The organism is Hyphomicrobium sp. (assembly GCF_035572195.1).
Taxonomy (GTDB): domain Bacteria; phylum Pseudomonadota; class Alphaproteobacteria; order Rhizobiales; family Hyphomicrobiaceae; genus Hyphomicrobium_B.
Genome location: NZ_DATNBA010000155.1, coordinates 15882 through 38992 on the forward strand (window position 1 = coordinate 15882; position 23111 = coordinate 38992).

Sequence of the window (23111 nt, forward strand, 5' to 3'; positions counted from 1 at the left end):
CTCACGCGAAAAGCCCATGCACGAACCATGACGGTGGTGCGCTTTCTTCTTCCCCGCCGTAGAGCCCATGACGAAACACCCAGTACGCCGCGCCATCGTGATCCTCGACCCTGTAGTAGTCGCGCGGGCGCGGCCGTTTCTGATCTTCGTCGAGGTAAAGCGTGCGCCACCACTCAGGCGCGATCCGCTCGGGGCCTTCGGCGCGCGCCACGCGCCGCTCGACGCGCCGCCAGATGAAGCGGGCAGGCGGCCCGTCGGGAACTTCCGCGATCACCTCGATCGGCTCGGGTCGCGCCAGTACGAAAGCGGGCCTCGGCGGGCCTTTCGGGTAAGGCCATGGCGGCGCGTAGGCGAGGCGTGAGGAGCTTGCCGCCGTCAAAGTTTCAATCGCCGGCCTGCGCGTCTCAGCGCGTTCCGGGATGTGGCTGCCGCGCGGCCGCAGCATCGTGATGGCATCGCTGCCGAAGCGGTTGGCAAGGCGATCGACGAGCGCTGCCGGATCGCCACCAAGCGTGCTTGCCGGTTCGGCAAATCCATTTTGCATGGCATTGCGCTTTGCGACCCGCACCGCGTCGAGCCGTAAGAGATCGATGCCGAAGCCCGCGTCTATGCCAGCAAACTTTTCTTTGAGCAGCGCCATCATGTGCGCCGCCTCGCGGCAGGGCGTGCTCATCGCGGCGGTTGCCGTTCCGGCCGTGCCGTCGGCGCGATAAAAGGTGAGACGAACAGTGCGCGCACCGAGATCCTTGGCGGCGAGCGCGGCAGCAAGCTCGGCTGCGAGTTCGGCAGCAATCCCCTCCAAGGCTTCCGAAGAAATCAACGGCTCGGCGAAAGCGCGAGCAACGGAGAGAACTGGCGGCGGTTGCATCGGCCGGCGCGGCTCATCCGCCAGCCCAAGCATCTGATCGAGCCGCACAAGCACGGCTGCAGCGATGTCGGAAGAACGAAACCGGCGCGCCAAACTATCGCGCGGAATGTCGTAGAGTTGGCCGATGCGCCTGAGGCCCAAGCGCTTCAGGAGCAGCACGCGCGGCGCATCGAGGCGCAACGCTTCGACGGGCAGAGAGCCGATCGCCTCGCGCGTGCGATCCGCAGGTGCCAGCGACCATGCGGCATTTGGCGGACAGCCGAAGCGGGCGAGGCCATGCGCGGCGCCGAGCGTATCGGCGAGCCCGGCCTGAACTGCAACGCCGAAAGATGAGAGCCGCCGCGTCACGTCATCGAGCAAATTTTCTTCGCCACCGAAGAGGTGCGCGACGCCGGTGATGTCGATCCACAATCCGTCGCCGCCGTCGACGTGCCGGTTCGGACCATAGCGCCCAGCCCAACGCGCCAGCTTCAAAAGGGCGATGCGGTCGTTTTCGGGTTCGGCGGCGCGCGAAACGAGAGTGGGATGCGCCGCACGCGCGTCGCTGAGGGCCGTGCCGGGCTCAATCCCGGCTCGCGCTGCCGCGCCATTGACGGCGGTGATCGCCAAGCCATGAACGCCGCTTTCAACAAGTGCGAACGGTTGCCGCGACGGTACCGCTTGCGGTTCCGCGCGTTTGAGACGGGAGATCGGCCACGCCGGAAGCCAAACCGAAACGACGCGTTTCATCACACCACTCCAGAAGCAGGGAAGGCCAGGCAGCGCTTGCGGGCCTGGCGCGGCAGCGCTCGAGGGTGGCCGAGACGCGCGCCGCGCCCGGGGCACGAGGATCGAAGCGGTGCTCCGCACTTGGCATGCGCGCCACACGCCAGCGCGTCGCCGTTGCGCCGACAGGTTCCGACGACGGATGCGTGATGAGAAGGCAGGGTGTTGCCGTTTCCCCAGCCGCAAGACTGAGGCGGCGCGCCGGTGTCAGCTCGATTTCGTTGAGCACGCCGATGACGACGGCGAGGCTCGAAGCCTTGAGGCTTTCTTCAACTGCGTTCAAAGCCTCGCTTGCACGCGCCGTCTCGATGATGAGCAGCCGCGAAGGGTCGAGACCGAGATGCGCGAGGCCTGCCGCCGACGGCGCGCCGAATTCGCCGGCAAGCGCCTTTGGCCAGCACCACAGCACCCAAGGGCGAGCCGCCCGAGGTGGGGCACCCCGAGACGCGGCATCGGGGGCTCGCATCTCGGAAAGCGCATCGAGCCGGCGCACCGCCAGACGCGCCGCAAAGCCGATTGCCGCCATCCAATCCCCGGCAGAGGCGCCGCCAAGGGCGGAGGGCGTTCCTTTGATTTCGTGAACCGAATTCGTTTCGAGGCCCCTCGGCAGCAACTCATCGAATGACGGACAGCCAAGCTCCCAACTCCACCGGCGAGACGATGTCCCGGCATCATCGGGCTGCGAAGACGGGTCTCGGCGCGAGGCATGCCGCTCCAGGCTCAGAATGCGCGAGCGGAGCCCCGTGATCACGGCGGCTTTCACGGACGCAGCCGGCCTCCCAATCGAGGGTACGGGCGAGGGTACGGGCCAAATCGGAGCGTCGGCTTTTACGGAGGTAAATTCCGAGGCGAAATCCGATGCGGCGACTGGAGCTCTCGGGGTCACAAGGAACCTCAGGATTAAGGAAGCCGTTTAGGCCCGTGCAACGCGGCGGAGGGATCAAATGTTCCTATTTTGTTCTAAATCTTCTGACGGCGTTCGTCAAGACCTCCCGACACTTGGGCGGCTGTTGCAGTGCGTCATCGAATGGCAACACGGCGAGCAAAAATTTGAAAAGGGCGAAGGAAATCAGCCCCTCCGAACGTAAACATAACCGCAGTGTGGCTTCCCTGCTCTGCCTGCGAAAATGACACTGATTTATACCCAGTCTTCACCTTTCGCCGCACAGGATGACGCCATCTTCCTGGCCTCGATATTTTTGTCCACTAAATGGAGCATCCCCCCGATGACCCTGACGCGCTACTTCAGTGGAGTTGCCATTGCCGCCCTTACAGTCATCGGCGGGCTCGCATCGACGCAACCTGCGATGGCCGAAGACCTGGTCGACTTTCTCTGGGGCGGTAGCGCTGAGTTTGGCGGCGGACGCGCGACTGTATCCTTCGACCCGCAATACAAACCCGGTCAGATCATCGTGTCGTTCTCCGACCGCCGGCTCTACCTGATCACGAGACAAGGCGAGGCCATCACCTATCCGGTGGCGGTACCGATGGGCGAAGCCCGCTGGCAAGGTGTGACGTTCGTTTCCAACAAACGCATCAATCCGTCCTGGACACCAACGCCTGATATGGTGCGCCAAAACCCGCGCCTGCCGCGTTGGGTGCCGGGCGGCCACCCAATGAACCCGCTTGGCATACGCGCCATGTATCTGGGCTCAAGCGCCTACCGCATTCACGGAACCGACGCGCCGTGGACGATTGGGCAAGCGGTTTCGCACGGCTGCATTCGCATGACTAATAACGACGTACTGGACCTCTACCCGCGCGTGCCGATTGGCATGCGCGTGACGGTCACTTGGCAACATTTTTCGACGAAAGTGACAGCCGGGAATTCCTATTCGTCTTCAGCTGCCAGCAGTTCGCCGGAAGAGAGCGGTAACGCGCCGGCACGTACGAACCGCAGGGTCAGCGACGGAAGTCTCGGCGGCCTCTTCTTCTGGCAGGACGATCCGGCACCGGCAGCGGCGCAGGATCAGACGCTGGCGAAAAAGAAGTACACGAGCGCAGCGACGGTGAAAAAGACACCGGCATCCGGCACGCCGCCGACGGAAAAGAAGGCATCATCTACGCCAGCAGCAGCCAAGACATCGGCAACGGAAAAATCGACTGACGCTATGCCGTCGTCGGCTCCGAAAGCAACAAAGGTGTCGGGGTCATCCGGCGCTTCAGTTCAAAAGGCGAGCGCGGAAGTGCAATAGAACTCTGGCGAACTGCCAATATGGAATGAGCGGGCGGCTTCGGGCCGCCCGTTTTGTTTTTTGGCGGCCAACGGCCTCTCATCAACGGGGTGCAAAGAGGCCCCAATCAAGGCTAGTATGGGCCGAAGCTTTCTCATCCGAGCCAATTGTGATCACCCTGCTCGATACAAATGATCCGAAGCCGCGGCTCCGGCATCCCGAAAAGGCGTCGAGACCGGACTCGCCGCTGCTGCCGAAGCCCGGCTGGCTGCGTGTGCGCGCCCCAGGCTCGCCCGGATACGTCCAAACGCGCGACATCGTTCGCGAGCATCGTCTTCATACCGTCTGCGAAGAAGCGGCGTGTCCGAACATCGGCGAATGCTGGCAAAAGCGGCACGCGACGATGATGATCATGGGCAGCATCTGCACGCGTGCCTGCGCTTTTTGCAACGTCGCGACCGGACGACCCGGTCCGCTCGACGCCGGGGAGCCGCAACGCGTCGCTGATGCAGTAGCACGTCTGGCTCTAGAGCACGTCGTCGTGACGTCGGTCGATCGTGACGACCTTGCCGATGGCGGGGCTCGCCACTTCGCCGAGACGATCCGTGCTATCCGCGCCTCTTCGCCAATGACAACGATCGAGGTTCTGACGCCCGATTTTCTGCGCAAGGATGGGGCGCTTGAGACCGTTATCGCGGCGCACCCGGACGTGTTCAATCACAATCTCGAAACGGTACCCGGCTTGTATTTGAAGATCAGACCGGGGGCGCGGTACTTCCATTCACTTCGCCTCTTGCAGCGCGCCAAGGAAATCGATCCGCAGGTCTTCACGAAATCCGGCATCATGGTCGGGCTCGGTGAAACGCGCGAAGACGTGCTGCAAGTGATGGATGATCTCAGATCGGCGGACGTCGATTTCCTGACCATCGGTCAATATCTGCAACCGACGCGGAAGCATGCCGAGATCGATCGCTATGTGCCTCCCGACGAATTCGAAGCCTACGCACAGACGGCGCGCGGAAAGGGCTTTTTGCTCGTCTCGGCGTCGCCGCTGACGCGTTCGTCCTATCACGCGGGCGATGACTTCGCGCGGCTCCGCGCCGCGCGCCTTGCACGAGCCGACTCCTGATACAATCAACACGTATTTAGCGAAAGCATCTCGATGCCGAAATTCGCGGCCAACCTGTCGATGCTATTCACGGAACTGCCGTTCCTCGACCGATTCGAAGCCGCAGCGTCGGCCGGCTTCGAAGGAGTCGAATTTCTCTTTCCTTACGACTACGAGGCCGAAGATCTCGCCGCCCGGCTGAAGGCGAATGGACTGCGCCAGGTTCTTTTCAATATGCCGGCCGGCAATTGGGCGGTGGGCGAGCGGGGCATCGCGATCTATCCGAATACCGTCCGGGAGTTTCGCGAAGGCGTAGCCCGAGCGATCCGCTATGCGAAAGCGCTTGGCTGCACGCAACTTCACTGCCTGGCGGGAACCGCGCCAGTCGGCGCCGAGCACCGCACCTTGCGCAAGACGTATCTCGACAACTTGAGCTTTGCAGCGCAGGCGCTCGCCGACGAAGGCCTGACGCTGCTGATCGAGCCTATCAACACGCGCGACATTCCAACGTACTTTCTCAACACGACGGCGAAGGCGGCCGACATCATAGAAAGCGTCGGAGCGCCAAATCTACGGCTGCAATACGACGTCTATCACATGCAGATCATGGAGGGCGATCTCGCGCCGACGATAAGCAAGTATCTGAAGCACATCGCGCACCTGCAGATTGCGGACACGCCGGGACGCCACGAGCCCGGCACCGGGGAAATCAATTTCCCATTTATTTTCGATCATCTCGACCGCATCGGATACGAAGGCTGGGTTGCCTGCGAGTACACACCGCGGACGTCGACGTACGACAGTCTTAAATGGTTCCGCGAGTTGAAGTCACGATCGGATTGATAGCCAATCGCGGCATGTCGCGTGCATTGCGCCGCGTTGCGGACCGCAAAGCGCGAGAAGGAGGGCACGAATGCCGCCCTTCTCGCGAAAGATCCGACGGGAGGTCAGATATCTCTAGTGATAATCAGAAGGCGATTCTCATGCCGGCGACAACCTGCTGAAGCGTGTCAAATTCAACATTCGCAAGGCCACTATTGGTGACGTTTGCAACGACATCGCCGTCTGCATGCTGATAGATCACGTAAAGCATCGCATCAGCGGCTTCGAGATGTTGTATCGCCCCCACGGTCCAGAAATCGACGTTTCCTTCCTGGGTCCGCAACGCACCTCCTGCGGTGAGGTCAGAACCTGCGTCGTCGTGACGATACTGTCCGAAGAAGTTCGTTTTGCCGAGCGACAGCCATTTGTGCTCGATGCCTGCCTGCACAAACCACGTCGTGTCGGTTTTATCGACGAGACCGGGCTGGAGAGCTGCTTCGGCGCGCGCGTTGTCATTCTGCTCGCCGTAGCTGGCAAGTACGAAAATGCCTGTCGGGTTGTGTTGAACGAAGCCCGACACGCCCCACCAATCGCAGTCCGCCGCATCGTCGCCGGTGGTAGGCACGGTGTGACAAGGGGTCGACGCTCCATCGGTCGAGTGGCCGTAACCGGCTCTACCGTTGACCGTGAAGTCGCCGAAGCCGCCGACGTAGGCGAGAGTCGTATCCCAAACGTCATCTTCTCCCCACGACGCGCTAGCCGTGAAGCCCATAACCGCCGGCGAGTCGTAGCGAACAATATTGCGGCGACCGCCGTTGCCCGGCGTCGAGTTGTTGTAACCGCGCATGACGTCGCTCCAACGCAGATTGCCGCCAGCGTTGACGAAATTACCTGATTTATCGCGGACGAAGAATTTCGCCTGGAAGTCCGGCGCGCCCTCATCGTGATAGATCTTGCGCGTCATCGTCGCGTCGGATTCGGCCAAGAGGTGATAGGTTGTCATGGCGTCTTGCCCGACCAAGACCCTGCCCCATTTTGAATTCTTCAAGAACCAGCTGCCTCTGCGGACGGTCAAACCATTGCTAGGGGTTTTTGCGCTCGTGCTGCTCGGCCCCGCCTGATCCCATTGTCCGCCCGGATAACCATTGACGCCGATTTCGAGAAGATAACCCGCGGACCAGTCCTTATCGATCTTGGCTTGGCCAAGGAACTTGAACCGCGACTGTTGAACCGGGCTCGTGCCGATGTAAGCGTTGCGCTCCGTACCGTCGTCCCACAAAGCGATCTCTTCGTTCACCCATCCGGAAATCATCAGGCTGACTTTGCGACTGCCTTTACGCGCCGCCGTCGCCTCCAGCTCTGCGATGCGGTCCTCGAGATCGGTGCAGCAGTCGCCACCAAGATCAGCAGCTGCAGCCGGCATTGCCCCGCCTGCGATGAGCGCCGCGGTTGCGCCAAGCAGCCAAAGTTTTCTAATACCAGAAACCTGTTGCATTACCTTCAAACCCCCCGGTACGAAGTTGATTTTTTTTGATTTATCTTATTGATTTTTCAGTGTTTTTACGCCTTTTATCGCCCCCTTTCTCGGCCGCATCTCGAGCCTCTGCTATAGCAACAACTTCGCTCGTTATAGTTACGTGGCTATATTGTAGCAAGCGCGTCATAGCGTCGTGGCTATATTGTCTCTGGCAGATGGTTCGCAGGGCGCGCGGACGCTTCCGCTGCCTCGAGCAGAGGAACCGCCGAGCTCAGGAGAATTGTGAAAAACGCCGCTTACTTTTTCAGAAGCTCGATGTTATCGGCCTCGATCGTGTAACCCGCATCGGCAAGGCCGGTGAAGGCAACGGTGGTTTTTATTTTGCCGATCACGGTCACTGGGTCGAAAACGCCGCCGACTTCAAAGCCCTTATCAGCTTTAACGTAGATGATCTGGTTTGCCGGCGGCGGCGGCACGTGGATGCAGGCGCCGACGAACGGCACGAGCAAGAACTCCTTTACTGTCGTTGAATCGAAGTCGAGCGGCACGACATAGCCGCCGATCGAAACTTTCTGTCCGTCGAGTTCTGAAACGACGGCCGGTGGCTTATCACTGCCGGGCTGACGCCGCTTGACCGACATGAACTTCCCTTCCACAAGCGGCGGCGGTGGCGGACCGCCATCCGGCATCGGGGTCGAGCCACCGAAGAAGCTCTTGGATTTGAGCGGCGCGGCCACGACGTTTTTCGGAACGAGATCCGCCCAATTGAGTTGCCGAGGCGCGTCGGCCGCAAACGCCGATGAGGCGCCCGCTGCCAGCAAGAAAGGCAGCACGCCTCCCAGCAGTTTCGCGCATTTCGATGCCATTTTCGCCTCCTGGAATTTCTACATTCACGTTCTGACGGTCATGCCGTCAGCCAGCGACAGTCGATAAGCTCTGATAGCCGGTAGCAGACCCGCGATGAATCCCGCGGCGACGATCATCGCCAGCTTGATCCATTCATCGGCGCGCGGTGGATCGATCGCGAGGCTCAAGCCGTAGGTGTGATCGATGTACGGCCGCGCCAGATAGAGTCCGGCGTAAAGGAAGATCGTCCCGGCGATCACGCCCGCGAGCGTCAGCAGTCCGCCTTCCGCTGCGAGAAGACCAAGCACCGTTGCGGGCGTCGCGCCGACTGATCGCAGAATGGCCATCTCGCGCCGGCGTTCGTTCAGCGTCGTCAAGATCATCGTCACCATGCCTAGCAGCGCCGTGACGACGACCATAGCCGAGACGGCGGAGAGCGCCGTTTCCGCGGTGCTTATGAGCCCCCAAAGTTCTTGCAGCGCCACGCCCGGCATGATCGCCGACAACGGCTCCTCCTGGTAATTGTTGATGGCGCGCTGGATCTTGAACGTTGCGAGCTTCGACTTGAGGCCGACCATCGCCGCCGTGATCGCCGTCGGCGTCAAATCCATCTTCCGCACCTCGTCCGCCGAGATGCTTTGGCCCGGAATAGGTGCGCCGTTCTGCCAATCTATGTGGATCGCCTCGATCGCTTTGAGGCTGACATGCACGGTGCGATCGACGGGCGTGCCGGTTTTTTCGAGGATGCCCGAAACGCGGAACGGCTTGTCCTCGTGCTTGATGAATGAGATCGAACCGACGCCGTGCGCGACAATGATTTTGTCGCCGACCTTGTAGCCGAGTGCCGTCGCAACGTCGGCCCCGATCACCGCGTCGAATAGATCGGCGAACGGCCCGCCCGATGCGAACTGCATGCTTTGTCCGTGGCGGAACTTATAGTGTGTGAAGTAATCCGTATTCGTGCCGAGCACGCGGAAGCCGTGATGGCTATCGCCGAGTGAAAGCGGCACGATCCAGGAAACCTCGGGCCGCTTGGCGATGTCCTGATAGCTTTTCCACGTCACGTTGTTCGTGGCGTTGCCAATGCGAAATACGGAATAGAGCAGCAGATTGAGACTGCCGCTGCGGGCGCCGACGATCAGATCGGTACCAGAGATCGTGTCGGCGAAACTTTGCCGAGCGCCAGTGCGGACTTTTTCGACGCCAAGCAGCAGCATGACGCTGAAGGCGATGGCGAGCACGGTCAACAGCGCCGTCACCCAGCGGTTGCATAGCGATTGCAGCGCCAGCCGGACGATCATCATCGGCGTGCACCTCTCGTTGCAACCGCAATGTCGTCGAGCCGCACGACGCGGTCGAAGTACGTTGCCAACCCTTCGTCGTGGCTGACCATGATGACACTCGCGCCAGCGGTCGTGCTCTGCGCAAAGAGGAGCTTCAGAAACGCACCCTCGGTGTTGTGGTCGAGTGCCGACGTCGGCTCGTCGGCGACGATGATCTGCGGGGCGCCGATCAGTGCGCGAGCGGCGGCAACGCGTTGCTGCTGGCCAACGCTCAAGCTTGCGGCTCTTACGGTGTCGATCACCGTACGATCGAGTCCGAGTGCCTGCAGCAATCGCGCGGCGACAGCGTCGAGCGAGCCTTCGGCCAGCGTACGGTCACGCCGCCTCCGCGAGAAGCGCAGCGGCAGCAATACGTTGTCGACCAGGGACGCATAGGGAAGCAGATTGAACATCTGGAAAATGATGCCGAAATGCTCGACGCGAAAGCGATCGCGCGCGGCGCCACTCAGCTCCGCCATATCGGTTCCAAGCACGTCGATCCGTCCGCGATCCGGCGCGACGATTCCAGCAAGCAGACTGAGAAACGTGCTCTTGCCGCTGCCCGATGGTCCGAGCAGCAAAAGCTTCTCGCCCCGTGCCAAGGCGAAACTCGCGACCGAAAGCGCAAACGGCGAAGGCCCCGGCCACGTGTACCGCACGTTCGTGAACGCGACGGCGTCGGGAGGGCAAACGCCCTCCCCCCGTGATCCGACCGGAGCGGTCATAAGATCGGTCATCGAGCTACATCACCCCTGTCAGATCAAGCTTCGGCTTATCGCGTGTCATCTGCGCTTGGGTCTGACCTTTGGACGTCGTCACGTTGACGTTCAGCAGTTGCGCGCCTGCAAAATTCGCGAAGTAGATGGTTTCGAGCCCAGTGACATTTTCGGGCGCTTCGCAAGTGATCGTGTACGTGGCGTGGAATTCCGAATGCTGGGCATGACCCTCTTTCTCGTCTTCGTCATGATCCTCATCGCCGTCGTGATGCACCTCCTTGCGGTTCTCGACGTTAGACGTTTCAGCCTTGCACTTGGCGACGGCGGGCAGCTTAAAAACACTCAGCACGTCGGTCAGTTTTGCCTTAGCTTTTTCGACTGCCGCCTTCTGCTCGTCCGTCGAGGCGACGTGCTCGAAGCCGACGATGTCCATGCCGGGAGCGACAAGCTCCATTTCTATTTTCTTGCCTTCGACGGCGATGTCGAGCGTACCCTGGCCATGAACGTGCGGGCCGAGCTGACGGTGCTGAGCTTCTTCGGCGAGAGCCGGAGAAGCCAGAATGAAGGCTGCGGAAACGAGGCCGGTAAATATCTTCAACATTTTTTTCTCCGAGTGGAATGACGGTTGCTGCACTGATCCTCGCTTGCAGGCGCGGCAATAGAACCGGACTGGAAAGGCGAGGAGACGCGCGCCGATCGAGCGTCGCTGTCATGAATGAGGCGTTGACGAAGAAAAACGCGCGGGGACGAGCCCAGGCGAAACTCAAGCGACAACGCTTAAGCCGCGATGATCGGAGGTCCGCGGGCCTGGAAATTGTGGCGATGGAGGCGTCTCGCCGGCACGCTTTCGAAAATGACGAGGCGCGCGCTCACGACCTTAGACGGCAGCGGAAGTATAGGGGCGGACGGCGTCAGAGACGTCGCAGCCACGGCCGCTGCCCAGCACAGCGCGCAGCCGTCATGATCGCCATGATGCTGCACCGGAACGCACGGATGCCGGCTCGGCGGGGTACAGAGGCCCGCCGTTATGGCGCGGGCTTGGATACCCAGACCGCGGTCGGCGTGATGGTGCAAAACCGCGACCGCAAGCTGGACGCTGAAGGCTATCAGCGTCAGCCAGACCAGGTTCGAACGGGTTCGCGATCTCTTCATCGGGTTTCGAGTTTCCCCGGCGCCATGACTCGTCCGTCCTTGTGTCACTATCGTGGCAAACTGCCATGGGCCGCGGCCTGCCGGCACCCTGCATTAACCGGATCGAAACCGCGACTCAATCTTCGTCGGGGGTGCGATCCGGGCTGGCCGTCAAAAGACGCCGGCGGGCGGAACTTGTGGAACTACGATCGCATTTACCGAGGGGGCAGTCTCTGGCGGTCCGCTGGAGGATTACAAAAGTAGCGAATTGTGAAGAATAGCAAAAAGCGGGGGGCATTTTGGCCTAAGTCGCCCGGCAGCTACCGCTCACTCGAGCGTTTGGGGCTGCCGCTTGCGTTACTCCCGCACGCGCTGCTCCTTTTGATCTTGATCCCCTGCATTGGTCTCGCCGCCTGGCTTCTGTCCGAACTCCATGCCCGCGAGCGCGCAGATTTGCAAAGAACTGCGGACGCCCGTGTCGCGCTCGCAGCATCCTCCATCGATATGGGAATGCTTGGATTCGTAAGTTCGCTACGGGCTCTGCCGCCCGTGTCGTTAACGACAGCGCAGGACCGAGACATCGTTTACGCGCGTGCCCGGGCGGCATTCGGAAAGGCGGGCATTGCTTTTTGTGCCCGAAACGAGGCTCTCGATTTGCTGCCGTCGGCGGAGGCGTGCTCTCCGGTCTTCGCAAAACCCGACGATGCGGTGCGCGCAGCGGCGGCGACCGCTCTTTCGACCAATGCGCCGCAGATCACGCCTTATCGCAATGCGGCTGACGGGGCTGATGCAGGAATAAATCTCTGGCTTGCGGCGGCGGCGGATGGTTCCGGCCCGGTACTGTTGCAGGCTCACATTCCATCGTCGGTCTTGAGCAAAATCCTTGCGGATTTTGCTTCTGCCGACACATTGACGATGACGGTTGCCGATTCCAACGGCACAGTACTAGCGAGGGCCGGGCGAAGTTCGCTGCCCGGCGACGACGCAAACATTGCGGAGCGTACAGGTTATGACGTCGAAGCGTTCGCCAATACGCCGCAATTCGGCTGGCGCATCAGCGCCACGACGTCGCTTGTGACCTTAAATGCCGCCTCGCGACGCAACTGGATGATCTTTCTCCTTGTTACATCTTTATTCACGGTCGCGACGCTCGCCGCGGCTACATTTTTGTCGCGGAAACTTTTGGAACAAAATTATGAATCGACGTCGCAATTTCGAACTTTCGACAACGATCGCCGGATGCTGATGCATTCACTGGCGGCTGCTTCCCACAGTCCCGATCGACGCCGGCAAGAGCCGACGGATGCTGAGAATCGCCTGCGCATGGCGCTCGGGGCCGGTGGGATGGGCGCATGGCAGTGGAACCGCAGCAGCGGCTCCATTCGATGGGATTCGACCTTTATAGATCTTCTTAAGGCTTCCACCAGCGAACGCCCGCCGACGGCCAAAGCTGTTCTTGCCCGTGTGGAACCGCATGATCGCCGAAGACTGCTGCAGGCGATGCGCAACGCGCTATCCAGTTCTCAGCCTCTTGCAATCGACATCCGCGTCACGCGTTTTGATGGTGAACAGCGTTGGTTCGCCACGCGCGGTGCCCCGATGACGGACGCGGACGGACAAATTATCGGACTCATCGGAATAGCCTACGACATCACCGATCAGAAGCAGAGCCTATCGAGAACGGACGCCCTGCTGCGCGAGGTGTCGCATCGTTCCAAAAACATGCTGGCGCTGATCCTCGCGATGGCGAGACTTACGGCTCGCGAAGCCGTCGATGTCAAATCGCATCTCAAAGAGTTCACCCTGCGCGTTGCCGGGCTCGCGGCGTCGCAGGATCTCATCGTCGCGGCCGACTGGCAAAGCGTTGACCTTGGCGCCTTGGCGTTTGCCGAGGTCGAGGCCGTCGCTCGTTCCGACGCCTCCCGCGTAACGATCTCTGGCCCTTCATTTCTAGTTACGCCCGAAGCTGCGCAGACGCTTGGGATGATCGTGACGGAGCTGACGCTCAATGCCGTCGAGCACGGTGCGCTGTCGGCGGCCGGCGGCGAGGTGCGCCTCACCTGGGAATTTCCGGACGACGCGACGATCATGATCTCGTGGCATGAGATAGGCGGGCCGAGATACGATCCGGCGGTGCCCAAGGGCTATGGGATGGCGGTTGTCGAGCGGTTTTCAACGCAGGGGTTGAAAGTGAATTCCCATATCGCCGACGACGCCGATGGCTTCACCTGGATTCTCACGGGGCCTATCGAGAATCTCGGTACGCGGCCGCCGCCGCACAGAACGTAGTTCCCGAGCAGTAATCTGCCGGCCGTCGGTGCCGGCGGACCCTCTCGGATCAACCAGCCAAAGCTGCCACGGGGTCTTCTCCAGCTTCTGTTACCGGTCTCAGGTCGAGTTCCGTCAGCCGAACGATGACGCGCGTGCCGGGGCGGTTGGCGTGTGCCCGCGCAGGTTCATGCGAAATCTCGCCGGCGAACTGACGTGTCAGCAATGCTGCGATTTTTGTGCCTAGGCCTTCCGCCTCCACTTTGTCCTGTCCATCGTCTTCTTTGCTGGTATCGGGCAGGCCCGAGCCATCGTCCTCGACGACAAGTTCTGCGCCCTTGGGTTTCATTACCTTTAGCGAAACGCGGATCTCGCCGGTTTCGTAATCGTCAAACGCATGTTTCAGTGAATTGACCACGAACTCCTGCGCCAACACGCACAATGACGTGGCGACCTGCGCAGCCACCAGAAACGGGGGGACGTCGACGCTGAGCTTGATCCGGTCTTCGCTCGCCGCGCTGACGAGATCGGCCATGACGGCCGGAATGAGAGTGTCGATGCGAACGAGATCGAGGTCGTTGGTTACATTGATGCGCCGTTGCGCGCTGGCGATCGCATGCACACGTTCGCGGGCGCCCGTCAAAATCTTAAGGGCTACCGGGTCCGAGGTATGCCGGACGTGCAGATTGATGAATCCGGCGACCAAGGCCAGCGTATTGCCGATACGATGTGTAACGTCACGCAGCAGCGCCTCAGCGCGCTCGCGTTCCACTTTGGCATGGTCGCGCTCGACGGCCAGTTCCTCGGTACGCTCATTCACGCGCTCCTCGAGCATGCGATTGGTTGAGGCCAGTGCCCGAGCCGAAGTTTGGAGCGCAGCGGTACGTTGTCTTTCGCGGAGTAAAGCCACCATCGCCAAAGCCGCGGATGCAATGAGCGTTGCAAGCACCGCGACGAGAAGCCAGAAACTCTGGTTCTGAAATTGACTAATATGTTTATTGAACAGCTTCTCTTCCTGGTCGCTGGCGGTAGAGATCTGTTCGCGAAGCCGGTCCATGACTTGCGACCCGGCGGCCGTCTCAGCAATCTGGGCCGACGCGCTGGTATTGCCGCTCGAAAAATCGGCGATGGCTTTCTCGATGACTGCGAGCCGCTGGTGCATTGTTACGGCAATGGATTCGACCACCGCCAACTGTTCGTGATTGCCGGAAACCAGCGTCTTCAGGTCTGCATGGATTTTATCGATCGCCTCTTTCGCCGATTGATAGGGCTTAAGGTAGCTCTCGTCCTTGGTCAGGAGATAGCCACGCTCGCCGTTTTCAAGATCCTGCGCCGCACTGAGCCAGCCCGCCAACTGCTGCTGCACGAGTAGCGTATGCGTGGCGTTATCCGCGGTCGCCACCGTCCACCGCCAGGTCAGCATCGCGGCGAGACCCGAGAGCGTTGCGATGGCCACCCAAACGACAAGGGTCCGGGTTGCGGTTGATGAAACTGATGGCATCGAAATTCCGCCACGTCCTCAGACGCCGCCCGTTGAGAAAGAAGGACCGTTTAGAACGATTTCGCTTTTCGTACCATGTCATTTGATACCGCGCCGATCCCTTGAGGGTCTACCAAGAGTGCGCGAGCAGGAGGGAATTATGGTTAGCCGGCTCGGTGTTTTGCCGGACAAACCGGATCGATCTCGAAAATCGGCGGCTTACGAAAGGAGGAGAAATGTAGCGCGGGGAGCGCCGATCCGCCGATCGATCCATCAGCTGGATCTGACACATGATTTCACGCGGAAAATTAAAAAACGCGGCGCAAAACGTCGCGCGGCCGATCAATAAACGCGGCGTGCGAAAGCGCCGCTTCGATGAATGCCCGTATTCCGGGGATTTTTCGAGAAAGCCGAATACAAGTTCGTAAAATTTAAATGGGTTGGACTCGTCTCCGACGAAAGTACAATGCGAGAGACAAGGGATCGTCACCTATGCTTTTGCGCATAGCGACACCGGGCGGTCCGGCCGTGCGCTTTTTTTGGGAACCTCCCCCAAGCGCTTGGCGTTACTGTTGTGTGACCGTACCCGAACTCCCTCCCCACTCCCCCGTGGCCCAGGGTACGGCGCTATTGAGAGCCCGCGTACGCTTCCCCCCGAGCGACGCGGGCTCATTTTCATTTCCCACGTGCCCAATTGAATGGCGTTCTGCGAGAGAAATTAGCGCGCTGATGGCGCGAGAGAAATTCCGCACATAATTGTCAGTGCCAACGTGGAACTTGCGGAACAACCCGCCGCGGGCGGCGTTTTCCCATCACTTCGAAATTGGAGCGACGTTCATGGGCAATCTTCTGCACTATGCCATTGTCTTCCTCGTTGTTGCACTAGTCGCGGCACTCTTCGGCTTTGGCGGCGTCGCCGGCACGGCGATGGAAGGTGCTCGCTTACTGTTCTGGGTCGCGATCGTTTTGTTCGTCATTGCTCTCGTGGGCAACTTCGTTCGCCGAGTATGACGATCAACTCACGCTCAAAAAAAGGAGCAATAAAAATGGACTGGAACCGCGTTGAAGGTAACTGGAAGCAGTTCGCGGGCAAGGTTAAGGAGCAGTGGGGCCAACTGACGGATGACGACCTCAAAGTCATCAATGGCCGCCGCGATCAGCTCGAAGGCAAGCTGCAAGAGCGCTACGGATACAACAAAGATCAGATCCGAAAACACGTCGATGATTGGCTGTCGTCAATCTAAGGCTGATCGAAAATTGATTACCCTGAAGCGGCCGGAACATCTCCGGCCGTTTCTCTTTTTGAGGTCACGTCAAAGTCATTTACAGCCGCGACGATCCCATAAAAAAATAAGGCGCAGCATTTTCAGCAGCGCCCAATTACTCTCTTAATCTTGTCGGTTGTGATTATGCTGCGCGCTGTCCGGCCTTCCCGGAACGCAAATCGAAAAACAACGACTGGCTTATCATTGCCTTGACGACTGCAGGCTCGAATGGCTTCGTAATCAGGAAGACCGGCTCCGGCTTCGTTCCCGTCAATAGGCGTTCAGGGAACGACGTAATGAAGATGACCGGTACGCTAATCTGTTCGAGGATCTCGTTCACCGCCTCAAGACCCGAGCTTCCGTCCGCCAGATGAATGTCGGCGAGCACCAGCGACGGGGCTTTCCTGGCGACTTCCGCGACCGCCTCCTTGTGCGTACGGGCAACGCCCTGCACGCGATGGCCGATGTCGACAACGAGGGCTTCGAGATCCATCGCGATCAGCGGCTCGTCCTCGATGATCAGGACATCGGCGGAAAGCTGCTCGGCGATTTCGGAACCCGCCATCTGCAAAAGTTCAGTGACGTGCGCCGGTGTGACGTCGAGGATCTGTGCGGTCTCGGCCGTCGTGAACCCCTCGACCGAAACGAGCAGGAATGCTTGCCGCGGCAACGGCGTAATCGACTCGAGTCGACGCTCAGGCACCGATTTGTCCGGCTCGCGCGGCTCTTCGGCGACGCGGTTCACGGCCACTGAATTCCAGACCTTCGTGAAGGCACGATACAGAGCAGCGCGCGACGACATCGTTTTGTCGAAACTACTTGAATCCGCAATCAGGGCCTCGAGAACCGCGGCCACGTAATTGTCACCGGACGACTGACTGCCGCTCAATGAACGCGCATACCTGCGAAGATACGGCAAATGGGGAGCAATGGATTCGGCGATCGACATTGGGTACCTCGTAAGCTGAGTGATCTAATTTAGTGGCACAAGGCTTGAAGGGGAACTCCCTGAAAAGGACGCTATGCGAGCCTCGCTTCGGCGTCATGCCTCTTGAGATCCGCTGATCGCCGCGTTTGTTGGTCCGGCCGGCGTACGGGTAATCAGCCGCGTACGACCGCCTGCCCGCCGCGAACAAGTCCGACGAAATCTGAGGTCGAGGTGAGGTTTTCGCCCGGCTCCAGACCAAGCGCTTTCGTCAAAGCAGCCCTTGCACGATTGACCCGGCTCTTGACAGTGCCGACAGCCGCGCCGGTGATCTCGGCAGCCTCCTCGTAGGAAAAACCTTCCGCGCCGACCAACAGCAAAACCTCTTTCTGGTCGTCGCTCAAGACGTTGAAGGCTTTCTTGAAATCGACGACGTCCATATGGATTTGCTGATCCGGCAGCACGGATACGCGTTCCGCAATTGCGCCGTCCGCGTCTTCGACTTCGCGGCGACGTTTGCGCAATTCAGAGAAATAAGTGTTGCGAAGGATCGTGAATAGCCAAGCTTTGAGGTTCGAGCCCTTTTCAAAGCTCGCAAGATTGGTCCAGGCTTTGACAAGGGTATCCTGGACGAGATCATCGGCGCGCGTCGGGTCGCCGCAAAGCGAGTTCGCGAACGCGCGCAGGTTAGGCACCGCGCCGATCAAGAGAGTCTGAAGGTCGTGGTCGCATTGCGTCACGACTGTCCTCCTTGACCCTGATTTTCAGTTTTCTTCAGTTGCTGGAGAAGCAAAATGAAGCGATCGGGGACGGGTTCGCTGACGAGCTCATTATAAGCTTCGCGCAGCCGCTGACCGATCTGGCCTTGAAGCTCGACCGGCAACGGCGTCTGCATAACGGATGAATCCCCTCGTTTTGGAACACTCCCGGTGCCCATTCGGTAGACCCCTTCTGTCGATCCGGCGGTAAAGCTCTGCACCAGTTCCCCGGACCTGTGAACGTTCGAAAGTCAAATGCGCCAATTGCTCAAAAGTTCCATAGCCATCAGTAAAATCTGGAAATTTCAAAAAATAAGTCTGTCTTCTATGGGTTTAAGTTAACAACTCGCAATCAGCCTTGCGTGTCAATAAGGTGAAAAAACGACCCGGTGACCATACCGCGACTGGCGCCGCCATTCTGCGCAAGTGGACGGCCGTCGGAGTCCTGCAGTCTGAAAAGCGGAGCGTCGGGCGAGGTCAGCACGCTCGCGTAATGGAATTCATGGCCCGTCAAGACATCGCCCGGTATTCCGAGCGGGCACGATTCAATTAGCTCGGCTTTGCGGTAGCCGAGATTCATTTTCCGAACCGCGAACGATGTCTCGAGGCCGAGAAGGCCGATCATCTCGTGACGTCCACCCTCGGCATCGACGAGACCGGTTCCGAGCGTCATGTAGCCGCCGCACTCGCCATGCACCGGCCGCGACTGAGCAAATTCCCTGACCGCCGATTTGAAACGCTGAGCATTGGCGAGAAGACCTGCGTGAAGTTCAGGATAGCCGCCGGGCAACCAGAGGACGTCGGCATCGGGATCGGGTCCCTCGTCGGCCAGCGGGGAAAAATGCGCGATTTCGGCGCCAGCCGAGCGCCAGGCTTCCAACAGATGCGGATAGACGAACGAGAACGCCGCGTCGCGTGCGAGCGCGATGCGTTGTCCCGGCGGACGAATGCGAGCCCTATCGCCGCCTGCAATCGAACCCGGCCGCGCCAATTGCAAAATGCGGTCGATATCGACATTTGCCTCGATGAAATCGGCAAGCGCGTTCAGACGATCGTCGAGTTCGGACGTCTCCTCAGCTTGGACAAGACCCAGATGCCGCTCGGGGAGTTCGAGGTGGGCGTTGCGCGGCAAAGCGCCGATGACGGGAAGTCCCGACGCCTCGAGCGCTTCGGATGCAAAACGCACGTGCCGTTGGCTTCCGACCCGATTGAGAATGACGCCTGCAATCGTCACGCCGTCTTGAAAGTTTTGAAAGCCACGAGCGGTCGCCGCCGCTGTCTGCGATTGGCCGGAGACGTCGAGCACAAGAATGACAGGCCAACCCGTTGCAGCGGCGAGGTCGGCGCTGGCGCCGTTACCCCAGTGGCCGCGTTGCGAGACGCCATCAAAGAGACCCATCAGGCTTTCGACAACGACAATATCCGACCCATGCGAAGCGTCGGCGAGAAGCTTGCTGGCGACCGGCCACCGCATCGCCCAACTGTCGACGTTGAAGGAAGGCCGGCCCGAAGCCGCCGCGTGAAAAGCCGGATCGATATAGTCCGGTCCGCACTTGAATGGTTGCACGGCGAGCCCGCGCCGCTTCAAGGCGCGCAGTAGCCCGAGCGTCATCGTTGTCTTGCCAGACCCGGATCGCGGCGCGGCAATCATGACACCCGGCGGTAACATTCGAGCTTCGGTCATTCGGTATTGCCACTCCGAAACCGGCGGCGGTAATCGACGCTGTAAAGTGCGCTCTCGCGAAAGTCGTCGCGCCCTAACGCTTCGCCGACCAGGATGAGGGCCGTCCGCTCGGGCGCCGTCTCTGCTGTCTTCGCAGCGATCGTCGCGAGCGTACCGTGAATGACCTGCTCTTCCGGCCACGAGGCGCGATAGACGACGGCAGCGGGACAATCAGCCCCGTAAAACGGCGTCAGCCGCCGCACGACATCGCCGATCACGTGAATCGAGAGATGCACGGCGAGCGTGGCGCGCGTCGCGGCAAAGGCTTCAAGAGTTTCACTTTCCGGCATCGAAGACGCTCGCCCCGACGTGCGCGTCAGGACAACGGACTGCGCGACTTCGGGCAGCGTCAATTCTCGCGCCAGTGCCGCTGACGCCGCCGCGAACGCCGGAACGCCCGGAGTTATCGTGTAGGGAATTTTCATCTGATCGAGACGGCGCAATTGCTCACCGAGTGCGCTCCAGACCGAGAGGTCGCCTGAATGCAGCCGGGCGACGTCCTTGCCGTCGTTCGTCGCTCGTTCGAGGCGCGCGACGATTTCATCGAGTGTCATAGGCGCCGTATCGACGATCTCCGCATGGGGTGGGCAATGGGTCAGCAACGCGGTGGGCACGAGCGAGCCGGCATAGAGGCAAACGGGCGAGCGCGCGATCAGCTCGCGACCGCGCACGGTGATGAGGTCGGGTGCGCCGGGACCCGCTCCAATGAAATGCACCGTCATTCCAAGCCTTCTGCCGATCGGGCGGCTGCGACTGTCACGTTACCGATGATACGGCGCGGCACGATAAGGTGCGAGCCCGGTCCCGCGGCAGCCAGCGCCGCCGCCTCGGCAACCGATGCGACGCCGAAACGCTTGAGCGTGCGTTCCGATCGCGTCAGGCAATCGTCGCTCCTGTCGCGGAGCGCTTCGAGCTTGATCGGCCGGTAGGCGACCGACTGCCGGCTCGCGGCAGCCTTCACGAACGTCGCGAAGACAGCGTCGGCGAACGTCGCGACGATGTCGCCGCCTTTAATCTCACCGCGGATGGCGGCAACGACGTCAGCGAAATCGTCTTTGTGCGCGCGGCTATTGGCGCCGATCCCAATCGCGATCATGCCTCACCCGCCGCTTTCCGGCAGAACCATTGCAGCACCGGCAGCGCCGGCCGCCAACCCGAGCGTGCTCCGATGGGTTCGACGCGCTCGATACCGATCCGCGTCAATGTTCCTCCGTGTTGTTGATACGCAGCCATCAGCGCCAATTCCGTTTCGAGAGTCACGCCATTAACGACAATGCGGCCGCCTGGTTTCAGCGCCAGCCAGCAGGCGTCAATCGTCGTGCTATCGGACACGCTGCCACCGCCGATGAAGATCGCGTCGGGTGCCGGCAGTCCGGCAAGCGCTGCCGGTGCCACGCCATGGCGGACATCATAATGAGGAACGCCCAAAGAGGCGGCATTGCGTGACGCCCGCGCGGCCCGCACTTCGTCGCGTTCAATTCCAATTGCCCTGGTCGAAGCATGTGCGAGCAGCCATTCGATAGCGATCGAGCCGCTTCCAGCGCCGATATCCCATAGCAATTCACCGGGACAAGGTTGCAGCGACGACAGCGTGACGGCGCGCACTTCGCGTTTCGTCAACTGGCCGTCGTTTTCGAAATACGTATCGGGCAATCCCGCCGCGAAGGGGACCGGCGCTGCATTTGCCCCGGCGATAACCTCGATTCCGATCAGGTTGAGAGGATCGACATCCGCAAGATTGAAATTCCCGGCGATCGCCTCCCGAATACGCTCACGCGGTCCGCCGAGCGCCTCCATGACGATCATGCGGCTGGCCCTGAATCCCGCCGCTGCCAAGAGATTGGCGACCTCGCGGGGCGTTTCACCATTGAGCGCCAGAGCAAGAATACGGCGACCGTGATGCAGGTGACGGCGCAGCAACGGCGTCAATCCGCGCATGTTGAGGCCGAGCGTCGTCGTATCCTGCAACGCCCAGCCGAGCCGTGCCGCGGCTAGCGAAAAGCTCGACGGCGCCGGCACGACGAGCATTTCTTCGATCGGGACGGAACGCGCGAGCGTCACGCCTGCGCCGAACCAGAACGGGTCGCCCGAGACGAGCACGGCGACAGGCCGTCCGCGCCGCGCCAGGATTTCCGGGATCGTCGCGTCGAGCGGATTCAGCCACGGCATTTGCGTGGCGCGGGTCGCGCCGATCAGATCGAGATGGCGCCGGCCTCCGACAACTAGATCCGCCGCGTCAATGAGCGTGTTTGCTGCTGCGCTCAGGCCCGCGCGGCCGTCTTCTCCGATGCCGATGATGGACAACCAACGGTCGCTCATGGCATGGGGCTCGCACCATGATGGCGATGAGCGAAAGACCATTGCGAATTCTGCTGCTCGGAGGCACGAGCGAAGCGGCACAGCTCGCCGAGCGATTGGCGAGCACGCCCGGAATTGCGACGACGCTGTCGCTTGCCGGCCGCACTGCCCATCCCGCCGTTGGTCCTCTGCCGGTTCGCACCGGCGGGTTCGGCGGCATCATTGGCCTTGCCGAATATCTGCGGCGAGAAAACATCGCTCTCTTGATCGATGCTACGCATCCCTTCGCGGCGCAGATGAGCAACAACGCGATCGCTGCGGTTGCCGAAACCGGCGTTTCGTTGCTCGCCGTCGAGCGTCCGGCATGGATCAAAACGATCGGTGATGATTGGGAGGAGCATGCGAGCATCGAGGCTGCGATCGCGGCACTTCCAGAAACTCCGCAAAGAATTTTCTCGGCGTTGGGCAGGAGTTCGCTTGCCGCACTTTGCGCGGCTCCGCAACATCGCTACGTCATCCGCGTCATCGATCCGATCACCCCGCCGCCCGGCCTTCCGTACGCAACGATTATCACCGCGCGCGGCCCGTTTCGAACGGAGGATGATGCGGCGCTTTTCGGTGCGTACGACATTCAATGCGTCCTCGCAAAGAACTCCGGTGGCAGCGCCGCTTACGCCAAGATCGAGGCCGCGCGGCAACGCGGCCTGAAGGTTCACATGATCCGTCGTCCCATGATCGGAGCACGACCGACTGTCGCCACCATTGATGAAGCTATGGACTGGATCGCAGCACATCATTCGCCTCGCGCAGAACGCGGCGTGTAAACCCACGCTCGACCGTCGGCGGCTTCGATTTTGCGTGTCGATTGCGAGCCGATCAGGACCAGCGTGCGCATGTCGCAGACCATGCTTGCTGCATCGGCGAGCGTCGTCACGTCGACCGACTCGTCATTGCGGCCAATAGCACGCGCAAATACGACGACGGTTTCCGGCGCGCGACAGGTCCTCAAAACTTCGAACGCATTGCCGATCTGATCGGGGCGCGCTTTTGAAGCCGGGTTGTAGAGAGCAATGACGAAGTCCGCCTCCGCTGCGAGACGCAAACGTTTCTCGATCGTTGCCCAAGGTTTCAAATTATCGGAAAGCGAGATGGCGCAGAAGTCGTG

Annotated in this window: 23 protein-coding genes and 1 pseudogene; 7 read left to right on the forward strand and 17 right to left on the reverse strand. The window is 60.7% G+C overall.

From position 1 onward, the window contains the following. Window position 1: 1 nt before the first annotated feature. Together VN623_RS12975 and VN623_RS12980 are read right to left on the reverse strand one after the other, a co-directional pair. Window positions 2-1597 (reverse strand): DNA polymerase Y family protein, encoded by a 1596-nt coding sequence (locus VN623_RS12975; RefSeq protein WP_325571551.1) that lies wholly within the window; start codon window positions 1595-1597, stop codon window positions 2-4. Then, window positions 1494-2396, reverse strand: a complete 903-nt coding sequence (locus VN623_RS12980) for a hypothetical protein (RefSeq protein WP_325571553.1) — start codon at window positions 2394-2396, stop codon at window positions 1494-1496. The genes VN623_RS12975 and VN623_RS12980 overlap by 104 nt, the downstream gene beginning before the upstream one ends. Before the next feature lie 463 nt (window positions 2397-2859). On the opposite strand from VN623_RS12980, the gene VN623_RS12985 reads away from it, so the two are divergent. The 3 genes from VN623_RS12985 to hyi all read left to right on the forward strand — a co-directional run bounded on the left by VN623_RS12985 (window position 2860) and on the right by hyi (window position 5758). Beyond that, complete coding sequence (locus VN623_RS12985) at window positions 2860-3828, forward strand: L,D-transpeptidase family protein (RefSeq protein WP_325571555.1); 969 nt, start codon at window positions 2860-2862, stop codon at window positions 3826-3828. 148 nt (window positions 3829-3976) lie between these two features. Further along, on the forward strand, window positions 3977-4936 hold the full coding sequence (gene lipA / locus VN623_RS12990; RefSeq protein WP_325571557.1) for a lipoyl synthase: 960 nt from the start codon (window positions 3977-3979) through the stop codon (window positions 4934-4936). Window positions 4937-4969: 33 nt separating this feature from the next. Next, entirely contained in the window at window positions 4970-5758 is a 789-nt protein-coding gene (hyi, locus tag VN623_RS12995; RefSeq protein ID WP_325571559.1) for a hydroxypyruvate isomerase, read from the forward strand. A 124-nt stretch (window positions 5759-5882) separates the two neighbouring features. Here the strand turns inward: hyi and VN623_RS13000 are convergent, their stop codons facing one another. The 6 genes from VN623_RS13000 to VN623_RS13025 form a co-directional block, all read right to left on the reverse strand. Next, window positions 5883-7232 (reverse strand): porin, encoded by a 1350-nt coding sequence (locus VN623_RS13000; RefSeq protein ID WP_325571561.1) that lies wholly within the window; start codon window positions 7230-7232, stop codon window positions 5883-5885. Window positions 7233-7510: 278 nt separating this feature from the next. Further along, window positions 7511-8080, reverse strand: a complete 570-nt coding sequence (locus VN623_RS13005; RefSeq protein ID WP_325571563.1) for a DUF3299 domain-containing protein — start codon at window positions 8078-8080, stop codon at window positions 7511-7513. A 24-nt stretch (window positions 8081-8104) separates the two neighbouring features. Further along, window positions 8105-9364 carry an ABC transporter permease gene (locus VN623_RS13010; protein ID WP_325571565.1) on the reverse strand — a complete coding sequence of 420 codons (1260 nt, stop codon included), beginning with the start codon at window positions 9362-9364 and terminating at the stop codon, window positions 8105-8107. Continuing rightward, window positions 9361-10119 (reverse strand): ATP-binding cassette domain-containing protein, encoded by a 759-nt coding sequence (locus tag VN623_RS13015; RefSeq protein ID WP_325571567.1) that lies wholly within the window; start codon window positions 10117-10119, stop codon window positions 9361-9363. Before VN623_RS13015 ends, VN623_RS13010 begins: the two co-directional genes overlap by 4 nt. A 4-nt stretch (window positions 10120-10123) precedes the next feature. Next, window positions 10124-10699: a DUF2796 domain-containing protein gene (locus tag VN623_RS13020; RefSeq protein ID WP_325571569.1), complete on the reverse strand. Its 576-nt coding sequence runs from the start codon at window positions 10697-10699 to the stop codon at window positions 10124-10126. Window positions 10700-10875: 176 nt separating this feature from the next. Continuing rightward, entirely contained in the window at window positions 10876-11250 is a 375-nt protein-coding gene (locus VN623_RS13025; RefSeq protein ID WP_325571571.1) for a hypothetical protein, read from the reverse strand. Between the two features lie 489 nt (window positions 11251-11739). On the opposite strand from VN623_RS13025, the gene VN623_RS13030 reads away from it, so the two are divergent. Further along, the gene (locus VN623_RS13030; protein WP_325571573.1) at window positions 11740-13518 is read left to right on the forward strand and encodes a sensor histidine kinase; all 1779 of its coding nucleotides are present in this window, start codon (window positions 11740-11742) and stop codon (window positions 13516-13518) included. 49 nt (window positions 13519-13567) lie between these two features. On the opposite strand, the gene VN623_RS13035 is transcribed toward VN623_RS13030, so the two are convergent. Continuing rightward, window positions 13568-14998, reverse strand: a complete 1431-nt coding sequence (locus tag VN623_RS13035; RefSeq protein ID WP_325571575.1) for a CHASE3 domain-containing protein — start codon at window positions 14996-14998, stop codon at window positions 13568-13570. 816 nt (window positions 14999-15814) lie between these two features. Here VN623_RS13035 and VN623_RS13040 point away from each other — a divergent pair. Together VN623_RS13040 and VN623_RS13045 are read left to right on the forward strand one after the other, a co-directional pair. Next, window positions 15815-15988, forward strand: a complete 174-nt coding sequence (locus VN623_RS13040; RefSeq protein WP_325571577.1) for a DUF1328 domain-containing protein — start codon at window positions 15815-15817, stop codon at window positions 15986-15988. Window positions 15989-16023: 35 nt separating this feature from the next. After that, complete coding sequence (locus VN623_RS13045) at window positions 16024-16221, forward strand: CsbD family protein (RefSeq protein ID WP_325571579.1); 198 nt, start codon at window positions 16024-16026, stop codon at window positions 16219-16221. 163 nt (window positions 16222-16384) lie between these two features. Here VN623_RS13045 and VN623_RS13050 read toward each other — a convergent pair whose 3' ends face one another. The 7 genes from VN623_RS13050 to cbiE form a co-directional block, all read right to left on the reverse strand. Further along, a complete protein-coding gene (locus VN623_RS13050; protein ID WP_325571581.1) occupies window positions 16385-17191 on the reverse strand; it encodes a response regulator in 807 nt (268 codons plus the stop codon). 152 nt (window positions 17192-17343) lie between these two features. Beyond that, window positions 17344-17907, reverse strand: a complete 564-nt coding sequence (locus tag VN623_RS13055) for a sigma-70 family RNA polymerase sigma factor (RefSeq protein ID WP_325571583.1) — start codon at window positions 17905-17907, stop codon at window positions 17344-17346. Then, window positions 17904-18146 carry a NepR family anti-sigma factor gene (locus tag VN623_RS13060; RefSeq protein WP_325571585.1) on the reverse strand — a complete coding sequence of 81 codons (243 nt, stop codon included), beginning with the start codon at window positions 18144-18146 and terminating at the stop codon, window positions 17904-17906. The genes VN623_RS13055 and VN623_RS13060 overlap by 4 nt, the downstream gene beginning before the upstream one ends. Before the next feature lie 131 nt (window positions 18147-18277). Continuing rightward, window positions 18278-19609, reverse strand: a complete 1332-nt coding sequence (locus VN623_RS13065) for a cobyrinate a,c-diamide synthase (protein ID WP_325571587.1) — start codon at window positions 19607-19609, stop codon at window positions 18278-18280. Next, window positions 19606-20370 carry a precorrin-4 C(11)-methyltransferase gene (cobM, locus tag VN623_RS13070; RefSeq protein ID WP_325571589.1) on the reverse strand — a complete coding sequence of 255 codons (765 nt, stop codon included), beginning with the start codon at window positions 20368-20370 and terminating at the stop codon, window positions 19606-19608. Before cobM ends, VN623_RS13065 begins: the two co-directional genes overlap by 4 nt. Further along, the gene (locus VN623_RS13075; protein ID WP_325571591.1) at window positions 20367-20744 is read right to left on the reverse strand and encodes a cobalamin biosynthesis protein; all 378 of its coding nucleotides are present in this window, start codon (window positions 20742-20744) and stop codon (window positions 20367-20369) included. The genes cobM and VN623_RS13075 overlap by 4 nt, the downstream gene beginning before the upstream one ends. Beyond that, the gene (gene cbiE / locus VN623_RS13080) at window positions 20741-21967 is read right to left on the reverse strand and encodes a precorrin-6y C5,15-methyltransferase (decarboxylating) subunit CbiE (protein ID WP_325571593.1); all 1227 of its coding nucleotides are present in this window, start codon (window positions 21965-21967) and stop codon (window positions 20741-20743) included. Before cbiE ends, VN623_RS13075 begins: the two co-directional genes overlap by 4 nt. Before the next feature lie 20 nt (window positions 21968-21987). On the opposite strand from cbiE, the gene VN623_RS13085 reads away from it, so the two are divergent. Then, on the forward strand, window positions 21988-22770 hold the full coding sequence (locus VN623_RS13085; protein ID WP_325571597.1) for a cobalt-precorrin-6A reductase: 783 nt from the start codon (window positions 21988-21990) through the stop codon (window positions 22768-22770). Here VN623_RS13085 and VN623_RS13090 read toward each other — a convergent pair. Next, window positions 22740-23111 (reverse strand): annotated as a pseudogene (locus VN623_RS13090) (precorrin-3B C(17)-methyltransferase); the annotation flags it as partial. The gene VN623_RS13085 and the pseudogene VN623_RS13090 overlap by 31 nt on opposite strands.